Source organism: Brucella ciceri, from assembly GCF_041930145.1.
GTDB classification, from domain to species: domain Bacteria; phylum Pseudomonadota; class Alphaproteobacteria; order Rhizobiales; family Rhizobiaceae; genus Brucella; species Brucella intermedia.
On sequence record NZ_JBHEEV010000003.1, the window covers coordinates 476,410 to 500,257 of the forward strand.

A 23,848-nucleotide genomic window follows, 5' to 3' on the forward strand; every position below is an offset into this window, starting at 1 on the left:
GGATAGATTCTGGGGTACTTGCAGTCGCATCGGCGGCCATGCCCGTTCGCGTAGGGCTCGGACCACTGGTACTTTTCGTATTTTCTTGCATCGGTATTTACCTCGCCTGCGGACGTCATGCGACTACGCGCATGTTCGCCCGAAAATTCTATTTGTTTATAATCTTATATGCTGTCTGGTCGTTGGGCCTGATCCTGTTTCGGGGGGAGCCTTTCAACGACAACCGCCAGATCGGCTACACGCTGCTGATCGCGATTTTTGCTTTTGCCGGTTCGGGAATGGTGCTTGTCCGGGACCCGCTCCGGGCCTATGTCCTTGGCGCGCGTGTTGGGACGCTGCTTGCCCTGATTATCGCGCTCTATCTTTCCGTGACCGACGGGGGGCGCATAGGTGTCGGCGGTAATCAGGCTGTCTTTGCATTCGTAGCCGGGGTAGCGGCGATTTCCGCCGCCATTCCTTTGCGTAAGGCTTCGCGATATTTGCCGAACGGTCCGCAGTGGCTGGTATTGGGGTTCGCTGCGGTTCTGACGTCCGAAACCCGGGCAGTCATCGTGGTCTTGCCGATATTCGCAGCCGTGGAAACTGTCATCTTCCTGAAGCGTTTCCGGCAGCAGGGAACTGCCTATGCGATACTGTTTGCAGCAATAGCCGCTCTCGTCGTGGTGGGCCCTGTTGGCAGCATCATTTCCAAACGTTTCGCCGGAATGATCGAATATTACGATACCGGACACGCCGCTAACTGGGAGGACAAGGTTTCGGCGGATATTCGCGAGGTCATGTGGAGGAGTGCGTCGAATGTTATCGCCGCCCATCCTCTCGCAGGTGTCGGTTCCTATTCAAAGATGGACTATGTGAGGGCCGAGGCAGGCGACAAGGCGTCGATGCTTGACGGCTTCCGCCATGTGCATAATACGGTGCTCGACGAGTTGCTGAATGACGGTATTGTCGGTCTCATCTTCATGGTCTGTGCGTTTATCTCCATCTTCGTCTATTTGTGGCGAACAGCCGATAGCTGGGCAATGCGGCGAGCCTTGATCTACTTTGCCCTTGTGTGCGGCAGCTACGGCATGCTGCACAATCCGTTGTTGCACGAAGTGACGATATCCTCGACCATGTTCTTCCTCGCGGCGCTCAACGCGGCTGCATCAAGGCGCATCATGGCGGCACGGCGCGCCGGGCTCACCTCATATGTTTTGGGAAAGAAATCAACTGCATGAAAGCGATTGTAACGGGCGCTGCCGGGTTTATCGGTTTCCATACCGCGCAGCGACTGCTGGACGAGGGCTGGCAGGTCGTCGGCATTGACAATGTAAACGATTATTATCCGGTTGCGTTGAAGGAAACGCGGCTTTCGAAGCTTCACCTGCGGGACGGGTTCCGGTTTGCGAAGGCGGATATTTCCGACGCCGCGGCACTCACCGCTGCAATCGGCTCCGACCGTGATGCGGATGTCATCGTGCATCTGGCTGCACAGGCAGGGGTACGCTATTCCATTGAGAACCCCTCGGCCTATATCTCGGCCAATGTTCAGGGACAGATCACGGTTTTCGAAACCGCGCTGCGACTGGAGAAGCGGCCGCCTGTGGTCTATGCCAGTTCGTCGTCGGTCTATGGCGCAAACGAAAAAGTGCCGTTTTCCGAGAGCGATCCCGTCGATCATCCTGTATCGATCTATGCCGCAACAAAGCGCTCTGGCGAATTGCTGGCTTACTCCTATCGTCACGTGCATAAGCTCCACTCTGCCGGTTTGCGCTTCTTCACCGTTTACGGCCCCTATGGGCGTCCCGACATGGCGCCGTGGCTGTTCACTTCGGCGATCCTCAAGGGCGAGCCGATCCGCGTGTTCAACAATGGCGAGATGCAGCGGGATTTTACCTTCGTGGAAGATATCGTCAGCGGGGTGGTAGGCGCGGTGCGACGCATAGTCGACAAGCCGGGAGATACGGCACCCGTCTATAATCTGGGCAACAACCGGCCCGTGATGCTCAACGATTTCATCGCCGCGATCGAGAAAGCAACGGGCAAGGAAGCGATCCGCAAGCTCGAACCCATGCCGGCCGCCGATGTGCCACGCACCTATGCCGACATCACGCTTGCCGCCCGCGACCTTGGCTTTAGTCCGAAAACCACGCTCGATCAGGGTATTCCTTTGTTCGTGGAGTGGTTTCGCGGTTATAATGGAGCGCGATGAGCGAACAAACATCCAGACGCGGCTTCCGGCCGCTGGCAGATATGGCTTCGGGTCTGGTCGATCCGATGCTGCAGAAACGCGCCGGTATCAATCTCGCCTTGCTTCAGTCGTGGGAAGACATCGTCGGTCCCGCCATCGGCGCAACCTCGCGCCCACTGCGCATTATCTGGCCACGCCGTCTCCATGAGGACGACCCGTTTTCTCCTGCAACGCTGATTATTGCTTGTGAAGGGTTCGCCGCTCTTCAGGTCCAGCACGAGACAGGAGAAATCATCAGCCGTATCAACGGGTTTCTCGGCTTCTCCGCGGTCGGGCGCATCCGCATCGAGCAGAAACCGCCGCTTATTCCGGCCAAGCGACGGGTGAAGCGTCTGGCGCCGCTCGGGCCTGCGGATGAGCGCCGTATCGACAAGGCGACGGACGCTATTGAAGACGATGCGCTTCGCGCAGCGCTTGCCCGTCTCGGCAAGAACATTCTCGCAGAGAAGCGGACCACTGGCCGAAAGGACGGCAAGGGCAATTGAATTCTGCTGGCCGCCATAAATTTGATGCAAGCTTTCAGCAGTTTGTAAGAGGCGCCCCAGGTTGATTGTCGCAAATATGAAGACAAAAAATGCAAGGTGCTGACTTTCATGTGAACGCTGCGGGTCTAGCGAAGTGCGACTTGCCGCTTTAGATTGTATGTCGAAGTCAACTATTGAAACAGGACTGGATGATTCGGATGCCTGCAGCGTTTAATCGCAGACACGTTATTTCTCTTGCCGGAGCGGCGGCTGCCGGTCTGGCTTTTGCCGGTGGCGCGAATGCGCAGCAGCGTAGTCCGGAAGGCACAGTCGATGCAGCCAGGATTGCCGAACCCGGCAAGCTCAAGGACATGGTCTACGGCAAGGCGGACGCACCGGTCACCATCGTTGAATATGCATCGCTGACCTGCCCGCATTGCGCCGATTTCACCATCAACACCTTCCCGAAAATCAAGGAAAAATATATTGATACGGGCAAGGCACGGCTCATCTTCCGTGAGTTCCCGTTCGATCCGCGCGCGACTGCCGCTTTCATGCTGGCGCGCTGCGCACCTGAAGACCGGTACTTCCCGATGGTCGACGTTTTCTTCAAGCAGCAGCAGCAATGGGCGACTGCCGAAGACGGGGAAGCCGCTCTCCTGCAAATTGCAAAACTTGCCGGTTTTACACAGGAGTCGTTCAAGGCTTGCTTGACGAACCAGCAACTTCTCGATGATGTGAGAGCCACGATGGAGCGTGGATCGAAGGATTTCGGTGTGAATGCAACGCCGACGTTCTTCATTAACGGACAAAAATACGCTGGAGCGCTTTCGGTTGACGAAATGTCGGCAATCATCGACAAGCTTCTCTGATCCGTTTTTCAGATCGAAAAGCGGGCGCTCCCTTGCGCCCGCTTTTTGCGTTTCTGGGACGATAGCGGGAGGCGTTTGCTGATGCGCTTCTCCAAGCTTCGTCTTGTCGGCTTCAAATCCTTCGTCGAGCCCATGGAGTTTGTCATCGAAGGCGGGCTGACCGGTGTTGTCGGTCCGAACGGTTGCGGCAAATCCAATCTGGTCGAAGCGCTGCGCTGGGTGATGGGCGAAAACTCATACAAGAACATGCGCGCTTCCGGCATGGACGATGTGATCTTCTCAGGCTCCGCCACGCGGCCCGCGCGCAATACGGCGGAGGTCACGCTCTTCCTCGACAATTCGGACCGCAGCGCGCCGGCAAGCTATAATGATGCGGATGAGTTGCAGGTTTCCCGCCGCATCGAACGCGAATCCGGCTCGGTTTACCGCATCAACGGCAAGGAAGCGCGCGCCAAGGATGTGCAGCTTCTCTTCGCGGATCAGTCGACAGGTGCTCGTTCGCCGTCGATGGTCGGGCAGGGGCGTATCGGTGAACTGATTCAGGCAAAGCCGCAGGCCCGTCGCGCGCTTCTCGAAGAAGCCGCTGGCATTTCAGGACTTCATACGCGCCGCCATGAGGCCGAACTGCGCCTTCGTGCCGCCGAAACCAATCTGGAGCGTCTGGATGACGTGGTGGGCGAACTGGGCAGCCAGATCGAAAGCCTGAAGCGGCAGGCCCGTCAGGCAAATCGCTTCAAGGCCCTGTCCGCAGATATCCGCCGGGCAGAAGCCGCACTCCTGCATCTGCGCTGGTCACAGGCAAAGATGCAGGAAGGCGAGGCGCAAAGCGCACTGGCGCAGGCGACCTCCGCCGTTGGCGACATGGCGCAGGCGCAGATGAACGCTGCAAAGGCACAGGCAGTCGGCGCGCACAAGCTGCCCGAACTGCGTGAGGCTGAGGCCAGGGCCGCGGCTGCGTTGCAGCGCCTCTCCATTGCCCGGACCCAGCTGGACGAGGAAGGCGAGCGTCTTCGTGCTCGCCGGGCAGAGTTGATAAAGCGCCTCGAACAGCTTTCCGCCGATATAGCGCGCGAAGAAGAAATGATGCGCGAGAACGCCGATATTCTGGCGCGGCTCGATGAGGAGGAGCAGGAACTGATCGCTTCTGCCGAGGAATCCGGCGAACGCGATCAGGAATTGCACGCGTTGTTCCAGGAAGCGGAAATTCGCTTGCAGGACAGCGAGAATGCATTGTCCCGTGTGACGGCTGAGCGTGCAGAAGCGGCTGCGGAACGTGTGCAGATCGAGCGGGCCCTGAAGGAAACCCGTGACCGTCGCGACCGCCTGGCCGTTCAGATGGAGGCGATCGAGCGCGACATAGCTTCGGTTGCGGAGCAGATCGGCGGCTTGTTCGATCCGGCGGAAAAGCGCATCGTGGTCGACCGTTGCGCGGAAGCGCTGGCCACGGCGGAAGAAATGGTCGCCAGCGCGGAAGAGCTTGTCGCTAACGCACGTGAGGCGGAAGCCGCCAGCCGCCAGCCTTTGAGCGAAGCCCGCACTGAACTGAACCGTATCGAAACGGAAGCGCAGACGCTGGCCCGCATTCTGAATGCCGGTGAAAAGGGGCAGTTCCCGCCAGTGGTGGAAGAACTACGCGTTGAGAAGGGTTATGAAGTCGCACTCGGCGCAGCACTTGGCGAAGATCTCGATGCGGCCAGCGATGAACATGCGCCGGTCTATTGGGCTTACAATCCTGCCGCCAATGCCGATCCTGCTTTGCCGGAGGGCGTGACGCCGCTTGATCGACTGGTGGAAGGGCCGCAGCAATTGCGCCGCAGGCTGGCACAGGTTGGCGTTGTTTCGGATAGTGATGGCAAGCGCCTGCAAGCCTTGTTGAAACCGGGCCAGCGGCTGGTGAGCAAGGCGGGTGCACTCTGGCGTTGGGACGGTTATACGGCGAGCGCTGATGCGCCGACACCGGCGGCCCAGCGGCTGGCGCAAAAAAACCGGCTGGCGGAACTCGAACAGGAAGCGGTTGCAGCCCGCAAGCGTGCCGAGCAGGCCGAACTGGACGTGCAGCGCACCGAGGCGGGTCTTCGCGAGGCCATTGAGCAGGAGCGTGTCGCCCGCGATCAATGGCGCGCAAACCAGCGCAAACTCGATGAAGCGCGCGAAGCCCTGGCTACCGCCGAACGCGCCGCAGGTCAGCTTGCGACACGCCGTGCGGGTCTGGAAGACAGCAAGGCGCATCTCACTGAAAATCTCGAAGAAGCGCAAATGCGCGTCGCGGAAGCCGAAGATCGACTTGGCGAAATGCCGGATATCGATGCGATTGGCGAACGGCTCGCCGCATTGAGCAGCGAGGTCATGGCGGATCGCGCGGCGCTGGCTGAGGCGCGTGCTGCCTATGAAGGGCTGCGTCGCGAGGCCGATGCCCGCAAGCGGCGGCTGGAAATGATTGCGCTGGAGCGCCGCAACTGGAAATCCCGCGCGGAGAATGCCGGCCGCCATATAGAGGCATTGAATGATCGTCGGGCGGAAACGGCGGATGAAGCCGAGGCACTTGCGGAAGCGCCTGACGAGATCGAGAGCCGTCGCCGGGCGCTTTTGAACGAGCTCTCGCAGGCTGATGCCCTTCGCAAGCAGGCGGGCGACATTCTGGCCGAGGCGGAAGCCGCGCAGGCGGAACTCGACAAGACGGCTACCCTTGCCATCCAGCAGCTGGCGGCGAGCCGCGAACAGCGTGCGCGTGCCGAAGAACGGCTTGCGGCGGCGGAAGAGCGGCGCAAGGATGCGGAAGCCCGCATCGCGGAAGCCTTGAACTGTCCTCCGCATGAGGCTATTCGCCAGACAGGCTTGAAGCCGGACGAAGCCTTGCCTGATCCCGATCAGCTGGAACGTCAGCTCGAGCGGTTGAAGATCGAGCGCGAGCGGCTTGGCGCGGTCAATCTGCGCGCTGATGAAGAGCAGCAGGAACTATCCGGACGTCTCGATACCATCGTCTCCGAGCGGGAAGACGTCATTGAGGCGATCAAGAAACTGCGCCAGGCAATCCAGAGCCTCAATCGTGAGGGACGTGAGCGCCTGCTGGCTGCATTTGACGTTGTGAATGTGCAGTTCCAGCGCCTGTTCACGCATCTCTTCGGCGGCGGCACGGCAGAACTGCAACTGATCGAAAGCGACGATCCGCTGGAAGCAGGCCTTGAAATTCTCGCCCGCCCGCCCGGCAAGAAGCCGCAGACCATGACGCTGCTTTCCGGCGGTGAACAGGCACTGACGGCCATGGCGCTCATCTTTGCGGTGTTCCTAACCAATCCGGCACCGATCTGCGTGCTTGACGAAGTGGACGCGCCGCTCGATGATCACAATGTCGAGCGCTACTGCAATCTGATGGATGAAATGGCGGCTTCGACCGAAACACGCTTCGTGGTCATCACCCATAACCCGATCACCATGGCGCGCATGAACCGTCTGTTCGGTGTCACCATGGGCGAGCAGGGCGTGAGCCAGCTCGTTTCGGTGGATTTGCAGACGGCGGAACGCCTGCGCGAAGCGAGCTAAAGCATGTCTCCCGAAAGTGGGCACCGGTTTCGGGTTAAAGACATGCGATAAAACAAACAGATGGAGCATTTCCAATGGTTCATGAAAAACAGGAAATGCTCTAGATTTCCCCCGCAAAGCCGGTGAAGCAGTTTTCGCCGGAAAGAGTTCAAAAGGCCGATAGAAAGAGCAATTGAGCGGGGTCAGTTTGAAGTGAACCCGCTAGGCCATTTTCGATGCTGATTACAGCCGTTCCAGTCAAGATTGGAGCATGGGGACCGCTGTAACTCTTTGTTTTCACGAATTATCCGGTGCGTTGAAGCGGGGCCTGGAATCAGTCCAGTGGACTGATTTCCCCGCGCTTCGCACTTTTGCTGCAAATGCTCTAACGTGCCTTGTAGCTCACGCTCATTTTTGCATCTGACAATGCGCGGGGGGCGAGCTTTTCGGGAGACAAATCGCTCAGGCCGATTGGAAGAGGTGTTTCAAAGCTCAAATCAAGTGCGAAATAGCCAGTCGGATTAGGCATGTCCTGGATGAAGCGCAGCAATGCCTTTTTCGATTCTGCATCAATCTGGCTGTCGGGCATCGCCTGTACGGCGGCACTTGCCACAGTGATGTACTGAGCGATTGCTGCTTCTGGATCTGCATCAACGTTTGACCAAGCGCGGAAGACCACGTTGGCGAGAGAGGGCACAATCAGGCTCTCCCATATTCCCTGATTATCAAGACGCAGGTGCAAACGGGAAAGGGTCGCTGTCGGATTTGCTGCCAGCTGAGCGATGGATGATTCGGTAGGCAGGTTGAATTCACCTGAAATGGCGACCTTGCCCAGCCTGACATTGCTCATCTCGGCATTCTGGATGTACAGATAGCCGTCTTTCGGATCGAAACGGTAGGAAGCTGTAAAGTCAGACGGCGTTTGCTGAACAGAACTTATGAACTTGGTCAGTTTATCATCGACCTTGAGGGACAGCCGCACACCGTCAATGGCCAGACGCGCCCATTGCGGTGGGCTTGAAGCCATATCCGGCGTGTCGGACATAAAGTCACGAAGCCGGTCGCCTTCAATCTCTACCCGGTCAAACGCCCAACTCATCAGATCGCCGGAGCTGAACAATGCGTTTGAGATCACACAGCCATCATGGCTATCCCGAACGGCAAAGCCTTTGCCTTTCTCGACAATATTCATGCCTTTTAAGAATTCCGCACAGCGGCTGAGCGGCGCTTCTTCTTTCAAAGGGGGCTTGGTTTCAGCAAAGGCGGGGGCTGCAATAAAGGATAGTAGGATAGAGGGCAGAATGAAACGCATTTTACCAATTTCTGTCAGTGTGAATCGTATTGAACGCGCTTCATCATTGTCATGGAACCAACCCTGTCAACCTTGCTGACATCGCTCCTTGGCAGGCTACTTGTCGCTCCAGACCGCAAGTTCGTTGCCCGCAGGGTCGGTGAAATGGAAGCGACGTCCGCCCGGGAAGGCAAAAATGGGTTTCACAATCGTTCCACCCGCTTCCGTCACGGCAGCCAGCGTTTCTTCCAGCTTTGCGGCATACAGGACGGGCAAAGGCTTCGCGGTGGCCTCTCTGTCGGCATCAAAACCGCCGTCCAATCCTTCTGAAAAGGCGGAATAGGTTGGGCCATAATCGACAAAAGACCAATCGAAAACACGCGCGTAGAAGCTCTTGGTCGCATTGAGCGATCCGTTTCCAGTCGGCATTTCGAGATAGTCGAGCTTTCCTGTGATACGCATTGCATTTGTCCATAATGTTCATTTTTTGTTCCAATTTGACCGAAAGCTGCGCGTTTTGTCAAGGCGCAGGAGCAAGACTAAATTTTTGGTTCCGTCTAGACAGGGCTTATAAAAGCGTTTTGCCGGCATAGTGCAAGCCAACGCGCGTTGATGCTGCCTGTTGTCTCGGCCAGTTCCATCAGCTCGAAGAAACTTTGATTAGCTGTTGATAGCTGTGCACGAACCGCAATTGCTAGTCAAAACTGGGTTTTCCGCGAGCGGTATTGAACCGGGGTACAATCTGGATTCCGCGCGATTAGATTTGCGAGTGTGCTCTCTGCTTGTCTGTTGATACATAAAGAAACTCTGGTTGAAGTAACTGTATGAATATCGCCATGTTTGCGTATTTGGATGGTTTGTAAGTTCAATCAGTAGTGCTCGGAAGTGGCGGCCTTTCCGGCAAGAAAGCTACCGTTTGACTATATAAGATATTTATAGTTTAATCGCGTCAATGGTCAACGTTGGTGACGTTTCTCCTATGAGACTTTCTTCGGACGTTGTCCGGGTGGAACCGACTCGGTGGCGTTGTAAATGTGAACAGGAGAACGTTGTGGCAATCATGTTCATGCGAGCGCAGATGATCAGCAGGGGAGCGGGACGCAACATCATCTCGGCTGCCGCCTATCGCCATCGCACTCGGATGAGAGACGAACAGACCGGAACCTTGTTTAACTATCGCGGCGGCGACGATGATTTGGTCCATGAAGAACTGGCGTTGCCGGAAGATATTCCAGCGTGGCTGCAGACCGCTATCGAGGGGAAAACGGTGGCTGCGGCAAGCGAGACACTGTGGAATGCGGTTGACGCATTTGAGACGCGTGTGGATGCACAACTCGCCCGTGAGTTGATCATCGCGCTGCCGGAGGAACTGAGGCGGGTGGAGAATATCGGTTTGGTTCAGGAGTTCATCCGGGACAATCTGACTTCGAAGGGTATGATCGCTGACTGGGTCTATCACGATAAGGGCGGCAATCCTCATATCCACCTGATGACCGCATTGAGGCCGCTGACGGAAGAAGGGTTTGGTCCCAAATATATGCCGGTTCGCCGACCCGACGGGAAGCCACTACGTGAGGTAAAATCAAATCGCCATAACGGGGATATTGTTTATACGTGTTGGGCGGGCAACAGGGAGACAATGAAGGCGTGGAAGATCGCCTGGGCGCAAACAGCCAGCCGTTATCTGGCACTTGCTGGCCGTGACATCCGCCTTGACGGTCGTTCCCATGCCGAACAGGGACTTGACGGGATTGCCAAGAGGCATCTGGGACCCGGAAAGTCGGCGATGATGCGCAAGGGCGTCGAGATGTATTTTGCACCTGCCGATCTGGCGCGCCGGCGCAAAATGACCGCCCGGCTGCTTGCCGATCCAGAGCCTCTCCTCAGACAGCTTGGCAATGAGCGCTCCACCTTTGACGAGATGGATATCGCAAGGGTCATCCACCGCTATGTCGATGATCCGGCAGACTTTGCCAATATCCGTGCACGACTGATGGCCTCTCCCGATCTGGTGCTCCTCAACCCGCAGCAGGCCGGCCCGATGACTGGCTCGATGACTGGTCGTGTGAATGGCCGGGTGACTGGCGAGACAAGGGAACCGGCAATCTTCACCACCCGAAAGATCCTGCGCACCGAACATAACATGATGCGTTCAGCCGATATCCTGTCTGGGAGGAAGGGGTTCGGGATTTCGGACGCAGGACGCGCAGGCGCAGTGCGTTTCGTCGAAGGGGACAATCCGCTGAAGCCGTTCAGGCTGGATCTTGAGCAGATTGAAGCCATTCAGCATGTAACGGGGGGCAGCGGTATCGCTGCTGTCGTCGGTCTTGCCGGTACGGGCAAGTCGACATTGCTTGCAGCTGCGCGCCTTGCCTGGGAGAGCGGACATCATCGCGTCCTGGGCGCGGCACTTTCCGGCAAGGCTGCCGAGGGGCTGGAGGAGAGTTCCGCTATCAGATCACGAACGCTTGCTGCGTGGGAGCATGCCTGGAATAACGGGCGCGATCAGCTGATGCGCGGTGACATCCTCGTCATTGACGAGGCAGGCATGGTCTCCTCGTTGCAAATGGCACGTGTGCTGGATGCCGTAGAAAAGGCTGGCGCAAAGGTTGTTCTGGTCGGTGATGCCATGCAGCTTCAGCCGATCGGGGCCGGTGCGGCTTTCCGGGCAATATCGGAGCGGATCGGTTCCGCCGAACTTGCCGGTGTGCGCCGGCAACAGGATGAATGGGCACGCGATGCCTCAAAACTCTTTGCTCGCGGCGACACCGCGGCGGGGCTGGAGATTTACGCCAGACGCGGGCATCTGGTCGAGGCGGAAACCCGGGATGCACTGATCGGGCGTCTGGTCAGGGACTGGACGGATGCACGGCGGAAACTGATCACGCCATCACAGCCGGGACGAGACATGCGGCCCGGGACGGGGATTGCAGCATCAAACGGTGGTGGCCAGTTGCGGGGTGATGCGTTGCTGGTGCTGGCGCACACCAACAGGGATGTCCACAGGCTGAATGAAGCCTTGCGCAAGGTGATGCGGGAAGAGGGAGCGCTCGATGGCGCGCGCCGCTTCCGGACAGAGCGGGGCATGCGGGAGTTTGCGGCAGGCGACCGGATTATCTTTCTCGAGAACGCCCGTTTCCTCGAACCGCGTGCAAGAGGAAACAGTCCGCAATATGTCAGGAACGGCATGTTCGGCACGGTGGTCTCCACCGGCAACGCGCTCCGCGCGCCGCTTCTTTCTGTCCGGCTCGACAGCGGCGGCGAGATTGTTCTCAGTGAGGACAGTTATCGCAACATCGATCACGGCTATGCCGTGACCATCCACAAGTCGCAGGGCGCGACTGTCGACCGGACCCTTGTGCTTGCCAGCGGCATGATGGACAGGCATCTGACCTATGTGTCCATGACCCGTCATCGTCACAGGGCTGATCTTTATGCTGCACGCGAGGACTTCAGGCCCGAACGGGAGGACAAGGCCCCTGTTGACCATGCGAAGGGTATTACCGGCGAACTGGTCGAAACCGGGGTGACAAAATTCCGGCCCGGGGATGAGGGTACGAATGATACGCCCTATGCTGATCTGAAGGTTGAGGGCGGGAAGATCCATCGCCTCCGGGGTGTCAGTCTGCCGGCAGCCCTGTCGGCGGCGGGAGCTTCAAAAGGAGATACGGTCACGCTTCGCAAGGATGGCGTCGAGACCGTGAAGGTAAAAATTGCAGTCCCTGATGCACAGGAGAGCAAAAGGCGCTTTGAGGAACGCACGGTTGAACGCAATGTCTGGACGGCGAAGCTGCATGAAGCCACAGATGTCCGCCGCAAAAGCATTGAACGGGAAAGCCACACACCGGAATTGTTCCGGCAACTGGCCAGGCGCCTCGGGCGCTCGGGCGCCAAAACCACGACGCTGGATTTTGCTGGCGAGGCTGGCTACCAGGCACATGTCCAGGACTTTGCCCGCAGGCGTGGCATTGAACTACTTGGCGGGATTGCCGCTGGCACAGGGGCAGGAGCAAGACGCCAGATGGCGTGGCTGGCGCAAAAGCGCCAGCAGGTGGCAAATCTCCGGGAGCGGGCAGGTGCGGCGCTCGGTTTGGCAATCGATCGGGAACGCAGGGTTTCTTATCATGAGAGGCAATCCGGAAGATTCCCCATGCAGAATCCGACAGCCCCGATGTCCCTGGATCGAAATTCTCCGGGTTCGTCCCGGACCCGGCCGACTAACAATATCGGGCAGGGCTCGAAAGCCTGCAACATACCGCCGCTGCTTGCCGCCGTGACAGAGTTTACGACCCCGGTTGACGTTGAGGCGCGCGCGAGGGCATCCGCGGCAGCCCACTACCGCCATAACCGAACAGCACTTGCCAAAACGGCCTCTCATCTCTGGCGTGAACCCGCCAGTGCCGTCGATACGATCGAGGCACTGATCCGGAAAGGCATTGCCGGTGATCGGATTGCGGCAGCCATTGCCAATGATCCTGCGGCCTATGGTGCCCTGCGCGGCTCTGGTCGGCTGAGGGACAGGCTTCTGGCCGTTGGCCGCGAGCGAAAGACAGCATTGGAAGCCGTGCCGGATGTGCAGGCGAGTGTCCGCTCGCTGGGATCGGGCTGGGCCTCAGCCCTGAAGGCTGCAACAACAGCAATCGCCGCAGAGCGTCAGCAGATGGCAACCGCAATTCCCGGGTTGTCAGAAGAAGCCGGCGAAGAACTCCGTCGCATCACAACTGCGATGCAAAAGAAGACCGCGCGGCTTGACGTCCTCGTCGGTTCGCTCGAGCCGCATATTCGTCAGGAGTTTACAAGCGTCAGCCGCGCCCTTGATCTTAGATTCGGGCGCAACGCAATCCTGCGCGGCGACAGTGAAACCATCAGTCGCGTGCCTCCGGCACAACATTCCGTCTTTGAGGGGCTTCAGGACAAGTTGAAGATTTTGCAGCAACTAGTTCGCTTCCAAGAAAGCCAATGCGTCATGACAGAACGCAGGCAACGCAACATCAACCCGGAGCAGATTTTCTCGCGTTAAGTCGAAAGCGAGCCCCGACATTCGAGATTTTCTGTTAAAACGGTTGGGAAGTCTTCTAAGTTTGTCGACAGTTGCAAGATCTCTGGACAAGGCATTATAAATTCCAGAAAGCGAGAGACCAGCTTTGTCAGTCGTTCTCCATTTGATATAAAACCTAAGTTGCTCTCATTTTATCCAGATGTTGAGAACACAGTTGCTCTATTTGGGCGATGAGCAGGTTTGTCTGCTTCAGGAGCCAGAGCAGCGCTTCCTCAGTGATGTCAAAATGCGGCGAATAGCGCGCCTTCACATAAGCTTCGTTGACGATATTGAACCAGGCTTTGTAACGCTGTTGGTCCTGGGGCCAGGCTTTGGCAAGTTCGTTCTGCTGCCCTTCGGACAGTCGACGTAGAAATTTCAGATTGTGCGAGGCAGGTGAGTAATTCGTGGTGACCAGCAGAAAAGTTGAATAGGCTTGCTCGATCGCTTGGTGTAGCAAAAACGCCCCTTCTTTGAACCTGCCTTTCCCAAGATAGAACTCTGCACCTTCCGTAAAACTCTGTGCATGCGGTAGTCGATCATCGAAGTACTCCTTTGCAACCCGATAGGCATCATCGGGATTGGGAGTTCCCGGTTGCGCGAGCGGTTCGGGCTCGAGTTCGTAAAGCACGATGCCTTCCCGACGGATGTCCGTAAAGAAATATCGCCCTTCCTTAATTCGTGTGTTTACCTCCCGGAGCGAGTGCACGATAAAGTTCACAGGTGTTTGTACATCGCGAAGCCGCATCAACCGGTCCTCCGCTTTATGCCAATATGCTTCGAAATCGGCCAATTTTCGGTTGTTGACGATAATCAACAGATCGAAATCTGAACGGTAGCCTTTGCCAGTGTGCGGTTCGTCAACCTGTGTGCCGCGTGCATATGATCCGAACAGAATAATTTTCAGAATCCGACCGCGTTTTTTAAACTCAGCTGAACCTTCTTTGAGTGCGTCGTCGAACTCCTCAAAAAGAATCTCTAAAACACGCTGCAACTCGTGCTGCTTGACGTGGGGCAGGTGATCGATACGGTCTTTCATTAGCACGGGGTGCACCTGTCAGTTTGAAATTCGGACGAACGATTTGCGTGTCGGTACAAGATGCAAAATTCAATGAGGGGGATCAACTAAACGATTGCAAAGTTTTGACAAAGATCCCTTCATAAACTATCTGGTCAACGCTCGTCTGTTTCCAGCTACTGATATGAATAGACGCTAATTTTGAACTCCGTTAACAATTACTTTTTTCCAGCACTAGTGAGATGAGAATCTTTGCCGGTGGGAAAAGAGTTGGCTTCTTGATGGATGGCTCTCGTAGGTGCCGTTTTTTGCTGCCTGCAAGCATTTTCGGATCACTCGGTGAACGGGATTGCTCCTTTCAATCTTCGTTACATTGAGCGTTTTAGCTTTGATTTGCATTGCCTTGGTCCCAGTGCACGTGATCAGTAATGCCAATCCGTTGTGTTCTTCTACTGGCTAAGTCCGCCTCAAATCGATTCTATTGTCGCGGCTCATCTTTTTTGGTTGGCAGTAGCCTTACGGATCGCATAAGCAACGGGAAGCAGGTTCTGGGAGTGCTTGCAATTGTTGCAAGCCGTTTATGAGCCGATCCTGCATCAAGGAGGCCATGATGGCGAAGTGGGTGTACACGTTCGGCGACGGCAAGGCAGAAGGCGCGGCAAGCGACCGTAATCTTCTCGGCGGCAAGGGAGCGAACCTGGCAGAAATGAGCAGCCTTGGTCTGCCAGTGCCTCCTGGCTTTACCATTACGACCGAAGTCTGCACCTATTATTACGATCACGACCGGTCCTATCCATCCGAATTGAACGACCAGGTTCAGGCGGCGCTTGCCCATATCGCGAAGGTGACGGGGCGCAATTTCGGCGATGCCGAAAAGCCGCTTCTGGTGTCAGTGCGCTCCGGCGCCCGGGCTTCCATGCCGGGCATGATGGATACAGTGCTCAATCTTGGTCTTAACGACGAGACCGTGCAGGCCATTGCCCGCGAGGCGCGCGATGAGCGCTTTGCCTATGACAGCTACCGCCGTTTCATCCAGATGTATTCCGATGTCGTGCTGGGTGTCGACCACGGCTTTTTTGAAGAAATTCTCGAAGACAAGAAGGCCGATCTCGGTGTCGATGTCGATACGGCCCTGACGGCAGAAGACTGGAAGGATGTCATCGGTTCCTACAAGGCGAAGGTCGAGGAGGAACTCGGACAGCCTTTCCCGCAGGACCCGCGAGAACAACTTTGGGGCGCCATCGGCGCCGTCTTCTCGAGCTGGATGAATGCGCGCGCCATCACCTACCGGCGCCTGCATAACATTCCGGCGGCTTGGGGCACGGCGGTCAATGTGCAGGCCATGGTGTTCGGCAATATGGGCGAAACCTCTGCCACCGGCGTTGCGTTCACACGCAATCCTTCGACGGGCGAAAAGAAGCTTTACGGCGAGTTCCTCGTCAATGCGCAGGGTGAAGATGTGGTGGCCGGTATCCGCACGCCACAGAATATCACCGAAGAAGCGCGAATTGCTGCCGGTTCCGACAAGCCATCGCTTGAAAAGGTGATGCCAGAAGCCTTTGCCGAATTCCTCAAGGTCGCCGATCGGCTGGAACAGCATTATCGCGACATGCAGGATCTCGAATTCACCATCGAGCGCGGCAAATTGTGGATGCTCCAGACCCGCTCGGGCAAGCGCACCGCAAAGGCTGCGTTGAAAATGGCCGTGGAAATGGCAGGCGAAGGCCTTATCACGCAGGAAGAAGCGGTTCTGCGTGTCGATCCGGCAGCGCTCGACCAGCTTCTGCACCCGACCATCGACCCGCGCGCCGAGCGTCAGGTGATCGGTCAGGGACTGCCGGCATCGCCGGGGGCCGCGACGGGTGAAATCGTCTTCTCGTCGGAAGACGCCGAACAGGCAAAATCGGAAGGCCGCCAGGTCATTCTCGTTCGCATCGAAACCAGCCCGGAAGACATTCACGGCATGCATGCGGCGGAAGGCATTCTGACGACGCGCGGCGGCATGACCAGCCACGCGGCGGTTGTTGCTCGCGGCATGGGCAAGCCATGTGTTTCGGGTGCCGGGTCGCTTCGCGTGGATTATCGCAACGGCGTCATGCTTGCGGCGGGCCAGAGCTTCAAGAAGGGCGATGTGGTTACCGTCGATGGCGGCACCGGGCAGGTTCTCAAAGGTGCGGTCGCCATGTTGCAGCCGGAGCTTTCCGGAGATTTCGGCAAGCTGATGGAATGGGCTGACCGCACCCGCCGGATGAAAATTCGCGCCAATGCCGAGACACCGGCAGATGCCCGCACGGCGCGTTCCTTCGGCGCGGAGGGTATCGGGCTGTGCCGCACCGAGCACATGTTCTTCGAGGGAAGCCGCATCGTCGCCATGCGTGAGATGATTTTGGCTGACAATGAAGAAGGGCGGCGCGTAGCGCTGGCCAAGCTTCTGCCGATGCAGCGTTCGGACTTTGTCGAGCTTTTCGAGATCATGAAGGGCCTGCCTGTCACGATCCGCCTGCTCGACCCGCCATTGCACGAGTTCCTGCCGCATACGGATGAGGAAGTGGCAGAAGTTGCGCGGTCGATGGGCGTGGATAGCGCAAAGCTTCGCGAACGCGCCGACAGTCTGCATGAGTTTAACCCGATGCTGGGTCATCGCGGCTGCCGTCTGGCTGTATCCTACCCTGAAATCGCGGAAATGCAGGCGCGGGCGATTTTTGAAGCAGCCGTTGAGGCTGGCAAGAAAACGGGCGAGCCTGTCGTGCCGGAAGTGATGGTGCCGCTGGTCGGATTGAAAGCCGAGCTTGATTTCGTCAAGGCGCGCATCGATGCTGTTGCCCAGGATGTCATGAGCGAGGCGGGCATCAAGATCGACTATATGGTCGGCACGATGATCGAACTGCCGCGTGCCGCCCTGCGCGCAGCCGAAATCGCCGAAACCGCCGAGTTCTTTTCGTTCGGCACCAACGATTTGACGCAGACCACATTCGGCATTTCGCGCGACGATGCTTCATCCTTCCTGACGTCCTATCAGCAACGTGGCGTGATCGAACAGGATCCGTTCGTGTCGCTCGATCTGGAAGGCGTCGGTGAACTGGTCGAAATTGCTGCCGAGCGCGGACGAAAAACCCGCAACAATATCAAGCTCGGTATCTGCGGCGAGCATGGCGGCGATCCGGCGTCGATTGCCTTCTGCGAAAAGACAGGTCTCGACTATGTGTCCTGTTCGCCGTTCCGGGTGCCGATTGCCCGTCTTGCGGCTGCGCAGTCGGCTGTGCGCAAGGTTTGACAATACGCCACAATTTGGCTTAGCTGCCGGAGTAATGCCCCGGTGGCCAAGCAATTTTCAGAAAACGTAATCATGTTTCGTTGTATCGCCGCGGCTGGAGCCGCCATCCTCATCGCGACCAGCATGGCCAGCGCCTATGATATCTCGCCGCAGGAGCGCGCGCAGAACAAGGCCCGCCACGACACGATCAGGGTTGTCGAACCGCAATTGCATATTGCGCGCGGCGGTGCCGCGTCACCGCAGGTGGCGTTGACGCTTGATGCCTGCATGGGCAAGACCGACCACCGTATACTCGACATGCTGGTTCAGAACCGGATTCCGGCAACGATCTTCGTGACGGGCCGATGGATAAAACAGAACCCTGCCGCCGTGGCGGTTCTCAAAGCCAATGCCGATCTTTTCGATATCGAAAATCATGGTGCGATGCATATTCCGGCCATCACCAATGAGCCCAGGATGTACGGGATCAAGACGGCGGGATCGCTCGAGGCGGTCCAACTGGAGATCGACGCCGGTGCGACGGCAATCACGGATGCAGGAATGTCGAAGCCCGTCTGGTATCGCGATGCGACGGCCCGTTATTCGACCGATGCCGTCAAGCTGGCGGCAAGCATGGGCTACAAGATCGGCGGTTATTCATTGAATGGCGATCAGGGTGCCTCCCTGATGGCGCCTGCTGTCGAGCGCCGCATCGCCGCCGCCCTGGACGGTGACGTCATCATTTCGCATATCAACCAGCCGTCGCGTTCGGCGGGCGAGGGCGTGGTCAAAGGCGTGCTGGCCCTGAAAGCGAAGGGGATGAAATTCGTGCGTCTCAAGGAGGTCGAGACGACCATGACGCTCAACCCGGTCGCACCGCACAACCTTCACGCGGACGTTCCAAAGCAGGCGGCACCGAAATAGGCTGCATGACTGGCTCAGGCGCCGTTGACTTTTTCCTTCGGGGAAAGACTTTTCATGACGGCTGCATAGTTGCGGCCGAGGCTTTCGAAAACGGCATTCTCGCCGGTCGGCGGCTCGACTGACAATGTTGTGCCGTCATTGCGCAACGTGACGAATATGACCTGGTCCTCCGGTTGCCCGGCGATGGCAATTGCCCCGATACGTTGCGCTTCGCTGGTGTCCAGCGCCGGCATGTTGAACAGAACTTCACCGCCCACACGTTCGGCGGCTTTGGCAAGCGCGGAGTCGAAACCTTCGATCAGGACGTCGATGGCCCCAAGCGCGAACTCCAGTTCGACGGCTTCAAGCGTCATCATATCGTCTGGGGTTGTCCCGTCCGATAACGGGCTGCCATTTTGAAGGGCGCGATCCATTCCGTCCTCTCCGACGATTGCAATATCTGCCCCCATGTGCGCAATCATGCCTTCTGTTAGCGGTTGCTGCAATGCCTTTTTATTTGATTTACCTAGCTTTTTTTCACTTATTCTTAAAGCTGGTGATCTTTGCAGGCTAAGAACGCATCCCGAAAAGTGCAAAACTGTTTTCGGATATGATGCGCGTTGAACAAACAATTGCAGTCCTGATGAGCCGTAATCTGATTGAACTGCGCCCGGGGAGGGTGCTGCCCCTAATGCGATTTGCCTTGTCTATCAAGCACGCTAAACGTGTATTAGCTGTTGATTTCATAGATCGCTAAACATTGGGCCCGGTAGGTTTTGATCGCGGTCAATGCTCTTTCATCCCGAATCTTCGACGTTCTCCTCATCACAAGGGAATTGGTGTCGGAGGGCACATGAAACTGATCTGGAAAGCGGCGGTCGGCGGCGCGGGTGCGCTAGCCGCAGCCTGGCTCTTTGCGCTTTCAACGCCCCATTGGCTGACGGCCCGACAGGAAAGCGCCGTCGATGTCACCGACAAGGCTTTGATCCAAAAGGGCGAGTATGTTGCTCATGCGGGCGATTGCGCTGCCTGCCATACGGCACCGGGGGGCAAGGCTTTTGCGGGCGGGCTCGGCATGCAGACGCCGCTTGGCACGATTTACTCCACCAACATCACGCCGGACAGCAAAACCGGTATCGGCAGCTATAGCTATGCCGATTTCGAGCGTGCGGTGCGGCAAGGGGTGCGGCGGGATAATGTCCATCTTTATCCGGCAATGCCGTTCGTCTCCTATACGGTCGTGAATGATGAGGACATGAAAGCGCTTTATGCTTTCTTCATGTCGAAGGTGCAGCCTATCCAGCAGGATAACCAGCCCAGCACCTTGCCATGGCCGACCAACCTGCGCTGGCCGCTCGCCTACTGGCAGCTTTTCTTTGGAAATTCGCGTCCGTTCGAAATTGCGGCCGATACCGATCCCGTGATCGCCCGCGGCGCCTATCTGGTCGAAGGGCTTGGCCATTGCGGTGCGTGTCATACGCCACGGGGGCTCGCCTATGATGAAAAAGCGGTGAAGAACGATCCGAAAGGCAAGTTCCTCTCCGGTTCGGTTCTGGAAGGCTGGTATGCGAAAAACCTGCGCGATCAGGATACCGGTCTTTCGACATGGGCTGAAGACGAGATTGTCACCTTCCTCAAGACCGGACGTACCGATCGCACCGCGGCATTCGGCTCGATGGCCGATGTCGTGCAGCATTCGACCCAGCATCTTGCGGAAGACGATTTGCGGGCGATTGCCCGCTACCTGAAATCGCTGGCGCCAAGCGAAGGTCGTGCACGCGAATGGCAGCCTAGGGAAGACGTGACGACGGCTGCTCTCAAGGCGGGAGATTTCACCGCGCCGGGCGCCCTGTCCTATGTCGAGCAATGTTCGGTCTGTCATCGTATGGACGGTAAGGGCGCGCCGCGCATCTATCCGGCACTTGCCGGCAACTCGATCGTCTTTGCCGACGATCCAAGCTCGCTCATTCAGGTCACGCTGACCGGAGGCAGGACGCCCGACACGCCAGCGGACAGGATGGCCTTCACCATGCCGGGATTTGCCGATCTTCCCAACTGGCAGGTCGCCGAAATCCTGAACTTCATTCGCAATGGCTGGGGCAACCACGGGGCCGCCATAACAGAACAGGACATCGCGCGTATGCGACGTGAAATCGCTCACAAGCCCGTCCACTATGTTCCGGAGAACAAGCAATGAAAACCAGTACGATTATCGTTCTTGGTGTGGGGTTTGCCGCGGCAGTAACTGGCAGTGCTTTCCTTTTCAATCATCTGCGGCCTTCGCTGGATGCTCCGGCTCCCAAGGCCTATGCGGTTCTCGACAAGGACAAGAACCAGGTCGGAACCTATGTCATTCCGCCGGACCGGGACATTCTAAAGCAGCCGAACGCGTCCGAAATCATGCACGGCAAGCGGTTGCTCAACGAAACGGCGCGGCTTCTGCCCGACAATGTCGGCAATGGCCTCAACTGCAACTCCTGCCACATGGGGCAGGGCAAGATGGACAACGTTGCATCCTATATCAACACCAGCAATTTCTATCCCGCCGTCATGCCCCGTGCAGGCAAGGAAGTCGATCTGGTGATGCGCATCAACGGCTGCTTCCAGCGTTCGATGAACGGCAAGCCGCTGCCGCCGGATGGTGCCGATATGAGGGCGATGGTCGCCTATATGGACTGGCTGCGGCAAGACGTGAAGAAGGGCACGAAGGTGGCGATACGCAATGCCGGGCCCATCGATGAAAGCCTTGTTCCCGATCCGGTCAACGGTGCGAGAATCTACGCTGCACAATGCTCCACCTGCCATGGTGCTGACGGAGAAGGCATGAAGGACCAGGCTGGCGATTATATCTTCCCGCCGCTGTGGGGCGACGAAAGCTTCAATATCGGGGCCGGACTGGCCCGCACTTACAAGGCGGCGCAATTCGTCAAATATGCGATGCCGCCTGCCCAGAACTACAATCTGCCCATCGGGCAAGGCGGTGTGCTGACCGATCAGGAAGCTATCGACGTGTCGGAATATTTCACCCACATGCCGCGTCCTGATTTCGCCGGAAAGGTGAAGGACTGGCCGAATACGAAAAAGCCGAAAGACGCGCGCTATTAGAGCATTTCCAGCAAAAGTGCGAAGCGTCTACGCGGGGAAATCAGTTCACTGGACTGATTTCTTAACCCGCTTCGATGCGCAGGATAATGCGGCGAAACAAATAGTTCGGGCGGTTCCGGCAACTTTATTTTGACCGGACGCGCGCTATTGACCGGTAATGCCAAGGAAAAATGCCCTGCCATGCAATGCAGCAGGCGGGGCATCTGAATTTCCGCGTTGAGGTTTTGCCGAGCGAAAATCTCTCTGCTATTCATATTGCCTGAAAACACAGAGACAGGGCGCTCCCATGATTCCATTCAACGGGAAGCGGTCTGGGCCTTTTCCGGTTGAGACAGTTTTCCTGGGACTGCTGTCTGGGAGACCATATGAGAAAACTTCGCTACCAGCGGCGTCAGTCGCGCTCTGCGGTATGGTCGCTTCGGCTAGGCATTTTTGCAGTTGTTTTGCTTGCGATGGCATTTCTTCTGCACCGCTTCTGGAAGCTCGAAACGCCCGATCTGGTGCTGCTTGCCGGATTGAGTACCGCGCTCGCGGCACTGGCTCTGCTCTGCGCCGCAAAAGGTTTTCGCAATCTCTGGGTCAATGGCGACAAGGGCGGTGCGCGATCCTTCTGGGGCGGCCTGTTCGCTTTTGCCGTGTTGCTGCCGGTCGGGCTGGTGGCAGCACTGTGGTACACGTCCCCACCGCTCTACGACCTCTCAACCGACTTTGAGACGCCACCGCAATTTCCGCCCGACATGCCGTCACGCCTGCAATGGATGAACCCGCTGACGGTGGCGGTGAGCGGCGATGCGCTGACCCAGTTGACGGCCTTTCCCGATGTGGTCGGACGCCGCTATGAAGCCGCCCCGGATCGTATCGCGCAAGGTGTCAGAACGGTTTTCAAGACATTCGGGTGGCAGGTGATCGCGCATGATGCTCCTTCGCCGGAGCAGAGTGCAACGCGGTTTGTCGCAACGGCGCACAGTTTCATTCTGGGCCTCAAGAGCGATATCGTCATCCGACTGCTCGACGAAGGCGAAACCACCTATGTGGATGCGCGTTCCCTGTCGCGTTATGGCAAACGCGACATGGGACAGAATGCGGCCTTCATCACCGATTTTCTGGGCGCGCTGGAAGGTGAAGTCAACAGGGCTCCAGCCGACGTGGAATGATCAGCCGCGAATATAGATACTGTCGAGCGATGGGTGGTCGTCGGTCTTCACCTCACCGCGTCCGACCAGATCTTCCAGATGCGCCAGCACGGACAGTGCTGCCGCACCATGCAGTCGCGGATCGGTATCGCGATAGATGGCCTTCACCATGTCGCCGATCGTCCTGTCGCCTTGCAGGACGCGCTCGAAGATGGCCCGTTCGCGCATCTTGCGATGCGCACGCAGGCCGCGAACGAAAGCAGCAGGCTTGGTGACGGCCCCGCCATGGCCCGGCAGATAGACCTTGTCATCGCGTGCCAGCAGTTTTTCCAGCGAGACCATGTAATCGCTCATGGAGCCGTCCGGCGGTGCAACAATGGATGTCGCCCAGGACATGACATGATCGGCCGAAAAGAGAACGCCAGTATTCTTCAGGCCGAACGCCATGTGATTGGCGGCATGTCCGGGGGTATGAATGCCTTGCAGAGCCCAGCCATCGCCTTCGATCGTACCTCCGTCTGCCAGTGCGATATCAGGAATGAAGTCCGTATCGGCGCTTGCTTCGAGCATGTTCACTTCGCCCGCATAATAGGGGCGGGCGGGGCGATGCGCTCCCTCGGCCACGGTGCGCGCTCCAAGGCTTTCCTTCAGCCGCTGCGCGAGAGGTGAGTGGTCGCGGTGGGTATGGCTGACGAAGATGTGGCTGACCGGGCGACCGGCAATGGCGCCGATCAGGGCGTTATAATGCGCGTCATTATCCGGGCCGGGGTCGATGACAGCCAGCGTATCGGTGCCGATGATATAGCTGTTGGTGCCGTGAAAGGTGAAAGCGCTCGGATTATTGACGGTGAGGCGCAAAATGCCTTTACCCAGTTCAACCGGTTCCCCATATTGGGGCGTGAAACTGCTGTCGAAAACAAGCGCCATGGAAGCGGCTTTCCATTCTTCTTTGGTTTGATTGATGAAACGGCATAGGCCTTATATAGTCGGGTTGCAAACGTGAACAGTCACGTGCGCCGAAA

17 protein-coding genes are annotated in these 23,848 nt (G+C 57.6%); 11 read left to right on the top strand and 6 right to left on the bottom strand.

Annotation, left to right across the window (positions count from 1 at the left end):
• Positions 1-152: 152 nt before the first annotated feature.
• From JNC63_RS08625 to smc, 5 genes are all read left to right on the top strand, one after another.
• Complete coding sequence (locus JNC63_RS08625) at positions 153-1,217, top strand: O-antigen ligase family protein (RefSeq protein WP_235817986.1); 1,065 nt, start codon at positions 153-155, stop codon at positions 1,215-1,217.
• Entirely contained in the window at positions 1,214-2,191 is a 978-nt protein-coding gene (locus JNC63_RS08630; protein ID WP_075042464.1) for an SDR family NAD(P)-dependent oxidoreductase, read from the top strand. The genes JNC63_RS08625 and JNC63_RS08630 overlap by 4 nt, the downstream gene beginning before the upstream one ends.
• Positions 2,188-2,715, top strand: coding sequence for a DUF721 domain-containing protein (locus JNC63_RS08635; RefSeq protein ID WP_006473222.1), 528 nt, complete (start codon positions 2,188-2,190; stop codon positions 2,713-2,715). The genes JNC63_RS08630 and JNC63_RS08635 overlap by 4 nt, the downstream gene beginning before the upstream one ends.
• 197 nt (positions 2,716-2,912) lie before the next feature.
• Positions 2,913-3,566: a DsbA family protein gene (locus JNC63_RS08640; RefSeq protein WP_006473221.1), complete on the top strand. Its 654-nt coding sequence runs from the start codon at positions 2,913-2,915 to the stop codon at positions 3,564-3,566.
• A gap of 81 nt (positions 3,567-3,647) precedes the next feature.
• Positions 3,648-7,106: a chromosome segregation protein SMC gene (gene smc / locus JNC63_RS08645; RefSeq protein WP_006473220.1), complete on the top strand. Its 3,459-nt coding sequence runs from the start codon at positions 3,648-3,650 to the stop codon at positions 7,104-7,106.
• Positions 7,107-7,470: 364 nt separating this feature from the next.
• Here the strand turns inward: smc and JNC63_RS08650 are convergent, their stop codons facing one another.
• Positions 7,471-8,397 carry a hypothetical protein gene (locus tag JNC63_RS08650; RefSeq protein ID WP_006473394.1) on the bottom strand — a complete coding sequence of 309 codons (927 nt, stop codon included), beginning with the start codon at positions 8,395-8,397 and terminating at the stop codon, positions 7,471-7,473.
• Between the two features lie 96 nt (positions 8,398-8,493).
• Positions 8,494-8,838, bottom strand: coding sequence for a VOC family protein (locus JNC63_RS08655; RefSeq protein ID WP_022567775.1), 345 nt, complete (start codon positions 8,836-8,838; stop codon positions 8,494-8,496).
• Between the two features lie 589 nt (positions 8,839-9,427).
• On the opposite strand from JNC63_RS08655, the gene traA reads away from it, so the two are divergent.
• Positions 9,428-13,396 (top strand): Ti-type conjugative transfer relaxase TraA, encoded by a 3,969-nt coding sequence (gene traA, locus JNC63_RS08660; RefSeq protein WP_346484112.1) that lies wholly within the window; start codon positions 9,428-9,430, stop codon positions 13,394-13,396.
• A 154-nt stretch (positions 13,397-13,550) separates the two neighbouring features.
• On the opposite strand, the gene JNC63_RS08665 is transcribed toward traA, so the two are convergent.
• Positions 13,551-14,453: a nucleotidyltransferase and HEPN domain-containing protein gene (locus tag JNC63_RS08665; protein WP_006473138.1), complete on the bottom strand. Its 903-nt coding sequence runs from the start codon at positions 14,451-14,453 to the stop codon at positions 13,551-13,553.
• 589 nt (positions 14,454-15,042) lie between these two features.
• Here JNC63_RS08665 and ppdK point away from each other — a divergent pair.
• Positions 15,043-17,706, top strand: a complete 2,664-nt coding sequence (ppdK, locus tag JNC63_RS08670) for a pyruvate, phosphate dikinase (RefSeq protein ID WP_006473137.1) — start codon at positions 15,043-15,045, stop codon at positions 17,704-17,706.
• Between the two features lie 72 nt (positions 17,707-17,778).
• Entirely contained in the window at positions 17,779-18,609 is an 831-nt protein-coding gene (locus JNC63_RS08675; protein ID WP_031352989.1) for a polysaccharide deacetylase family protein, read from the top strand.
• 14 nt (positions 18,610-18,623) lie between these two features.
• On the opposite strand, the gene JNC63_RS08680 is transcribed toward JNC63_RS08675, so the two are convergent.
• Positions 18,624-19,022: a hypothetical protein gene (locus JNC63_RS08680; RefSeq protein WP_006473135.1), complete on the bottom strand. Its 399-nt coding sequence runs from the start codon at positions 19,020-19,022 to the stop codon at positions 18,624-18,626.
• A gap of 419 nt (positions 19,023-19,441) precedes the next feature.
• Here JNC63_RS08680 and JNC63_RS08685 point away from each other — a divergent pair, with 419 nt between their 5' ends.
• Together JNC63_RS08685 and JNC63_RS08690 are read left to right on the top strand one after the other, a co-directional pair.
• The gene (locus JNC63_RS08685) at positions 19,442-20,785 is read left to right on the top strand and encodes a c-type cytochrome (protein WP_006473134.1); all 1,344 of its coding nucleotides are present in this window, start codon (positions 19,442-19,444) and stop codon (positions 20,783-20,785) included.
• Positions 20,782-21,693 carry a c-type cytochrome gene (locus JNC63_RS08690; protein WP_006473133.1) on the top strand — a complete coding sequence of 304 codons (912 nt, stop codon included), beginning with the start codon at positions 20,782-20,784 and terminating at the stop codon, positions 21,691-21,693. Before JNC63_RS08685 ends, JNC63_RS08690 begins: the two co-directional genes overlap by 4 nt.
• Here the strand turns inward: JNC63_RS08690 and JNC63_RS08695 are convergent.
• Entirely contained in the window at positions 21,690-21,896 is a 207-nt protein-coding gene (locus tag JNC63_RS08695; protein WP_157796415.1) for a hypothetical protein, read from the bottom strand. The genes JNC63_RS08690 and JNC63_RS08695 overlap by 4 nt on opposite strands.
• Before the next feature lie 162 nt (positions 21,897-22,058).
• On the opposite strand from JNC63_RS08695, the gene JNC63_RS08700 reads away from it, so the two are divergent.
• Positions 22,059-22,847, top strand: a complete 789-nt coding sequence (locus tag JNC63_RS08700) for a DUF1499 domain-containing protein (RefSeq protein WP_006473132.1) — start codon at positions 22,059-22,061, stop codon at positions 22,845-22,847.
• On the opposite strand, the gene JNC63_RS08705 is transcribed toward JNC63_RS08700, so the two are convergent.
• Positions 22,848-23,753 carry an MBL fold metallo-hydrolase gene (locus JNC63_RS08705; RefSeq protein ID WP_077684212.1) on the bottom strand — a complete coding sequence of 302 codons (906 nt, stop codon included), beginning with the start codon at positions 23,751-23,753 and terminating at the stop codon, positions 22,848-22,850.
• Positions 23,754-23,848: the final 95 nt, after the last annotated feature.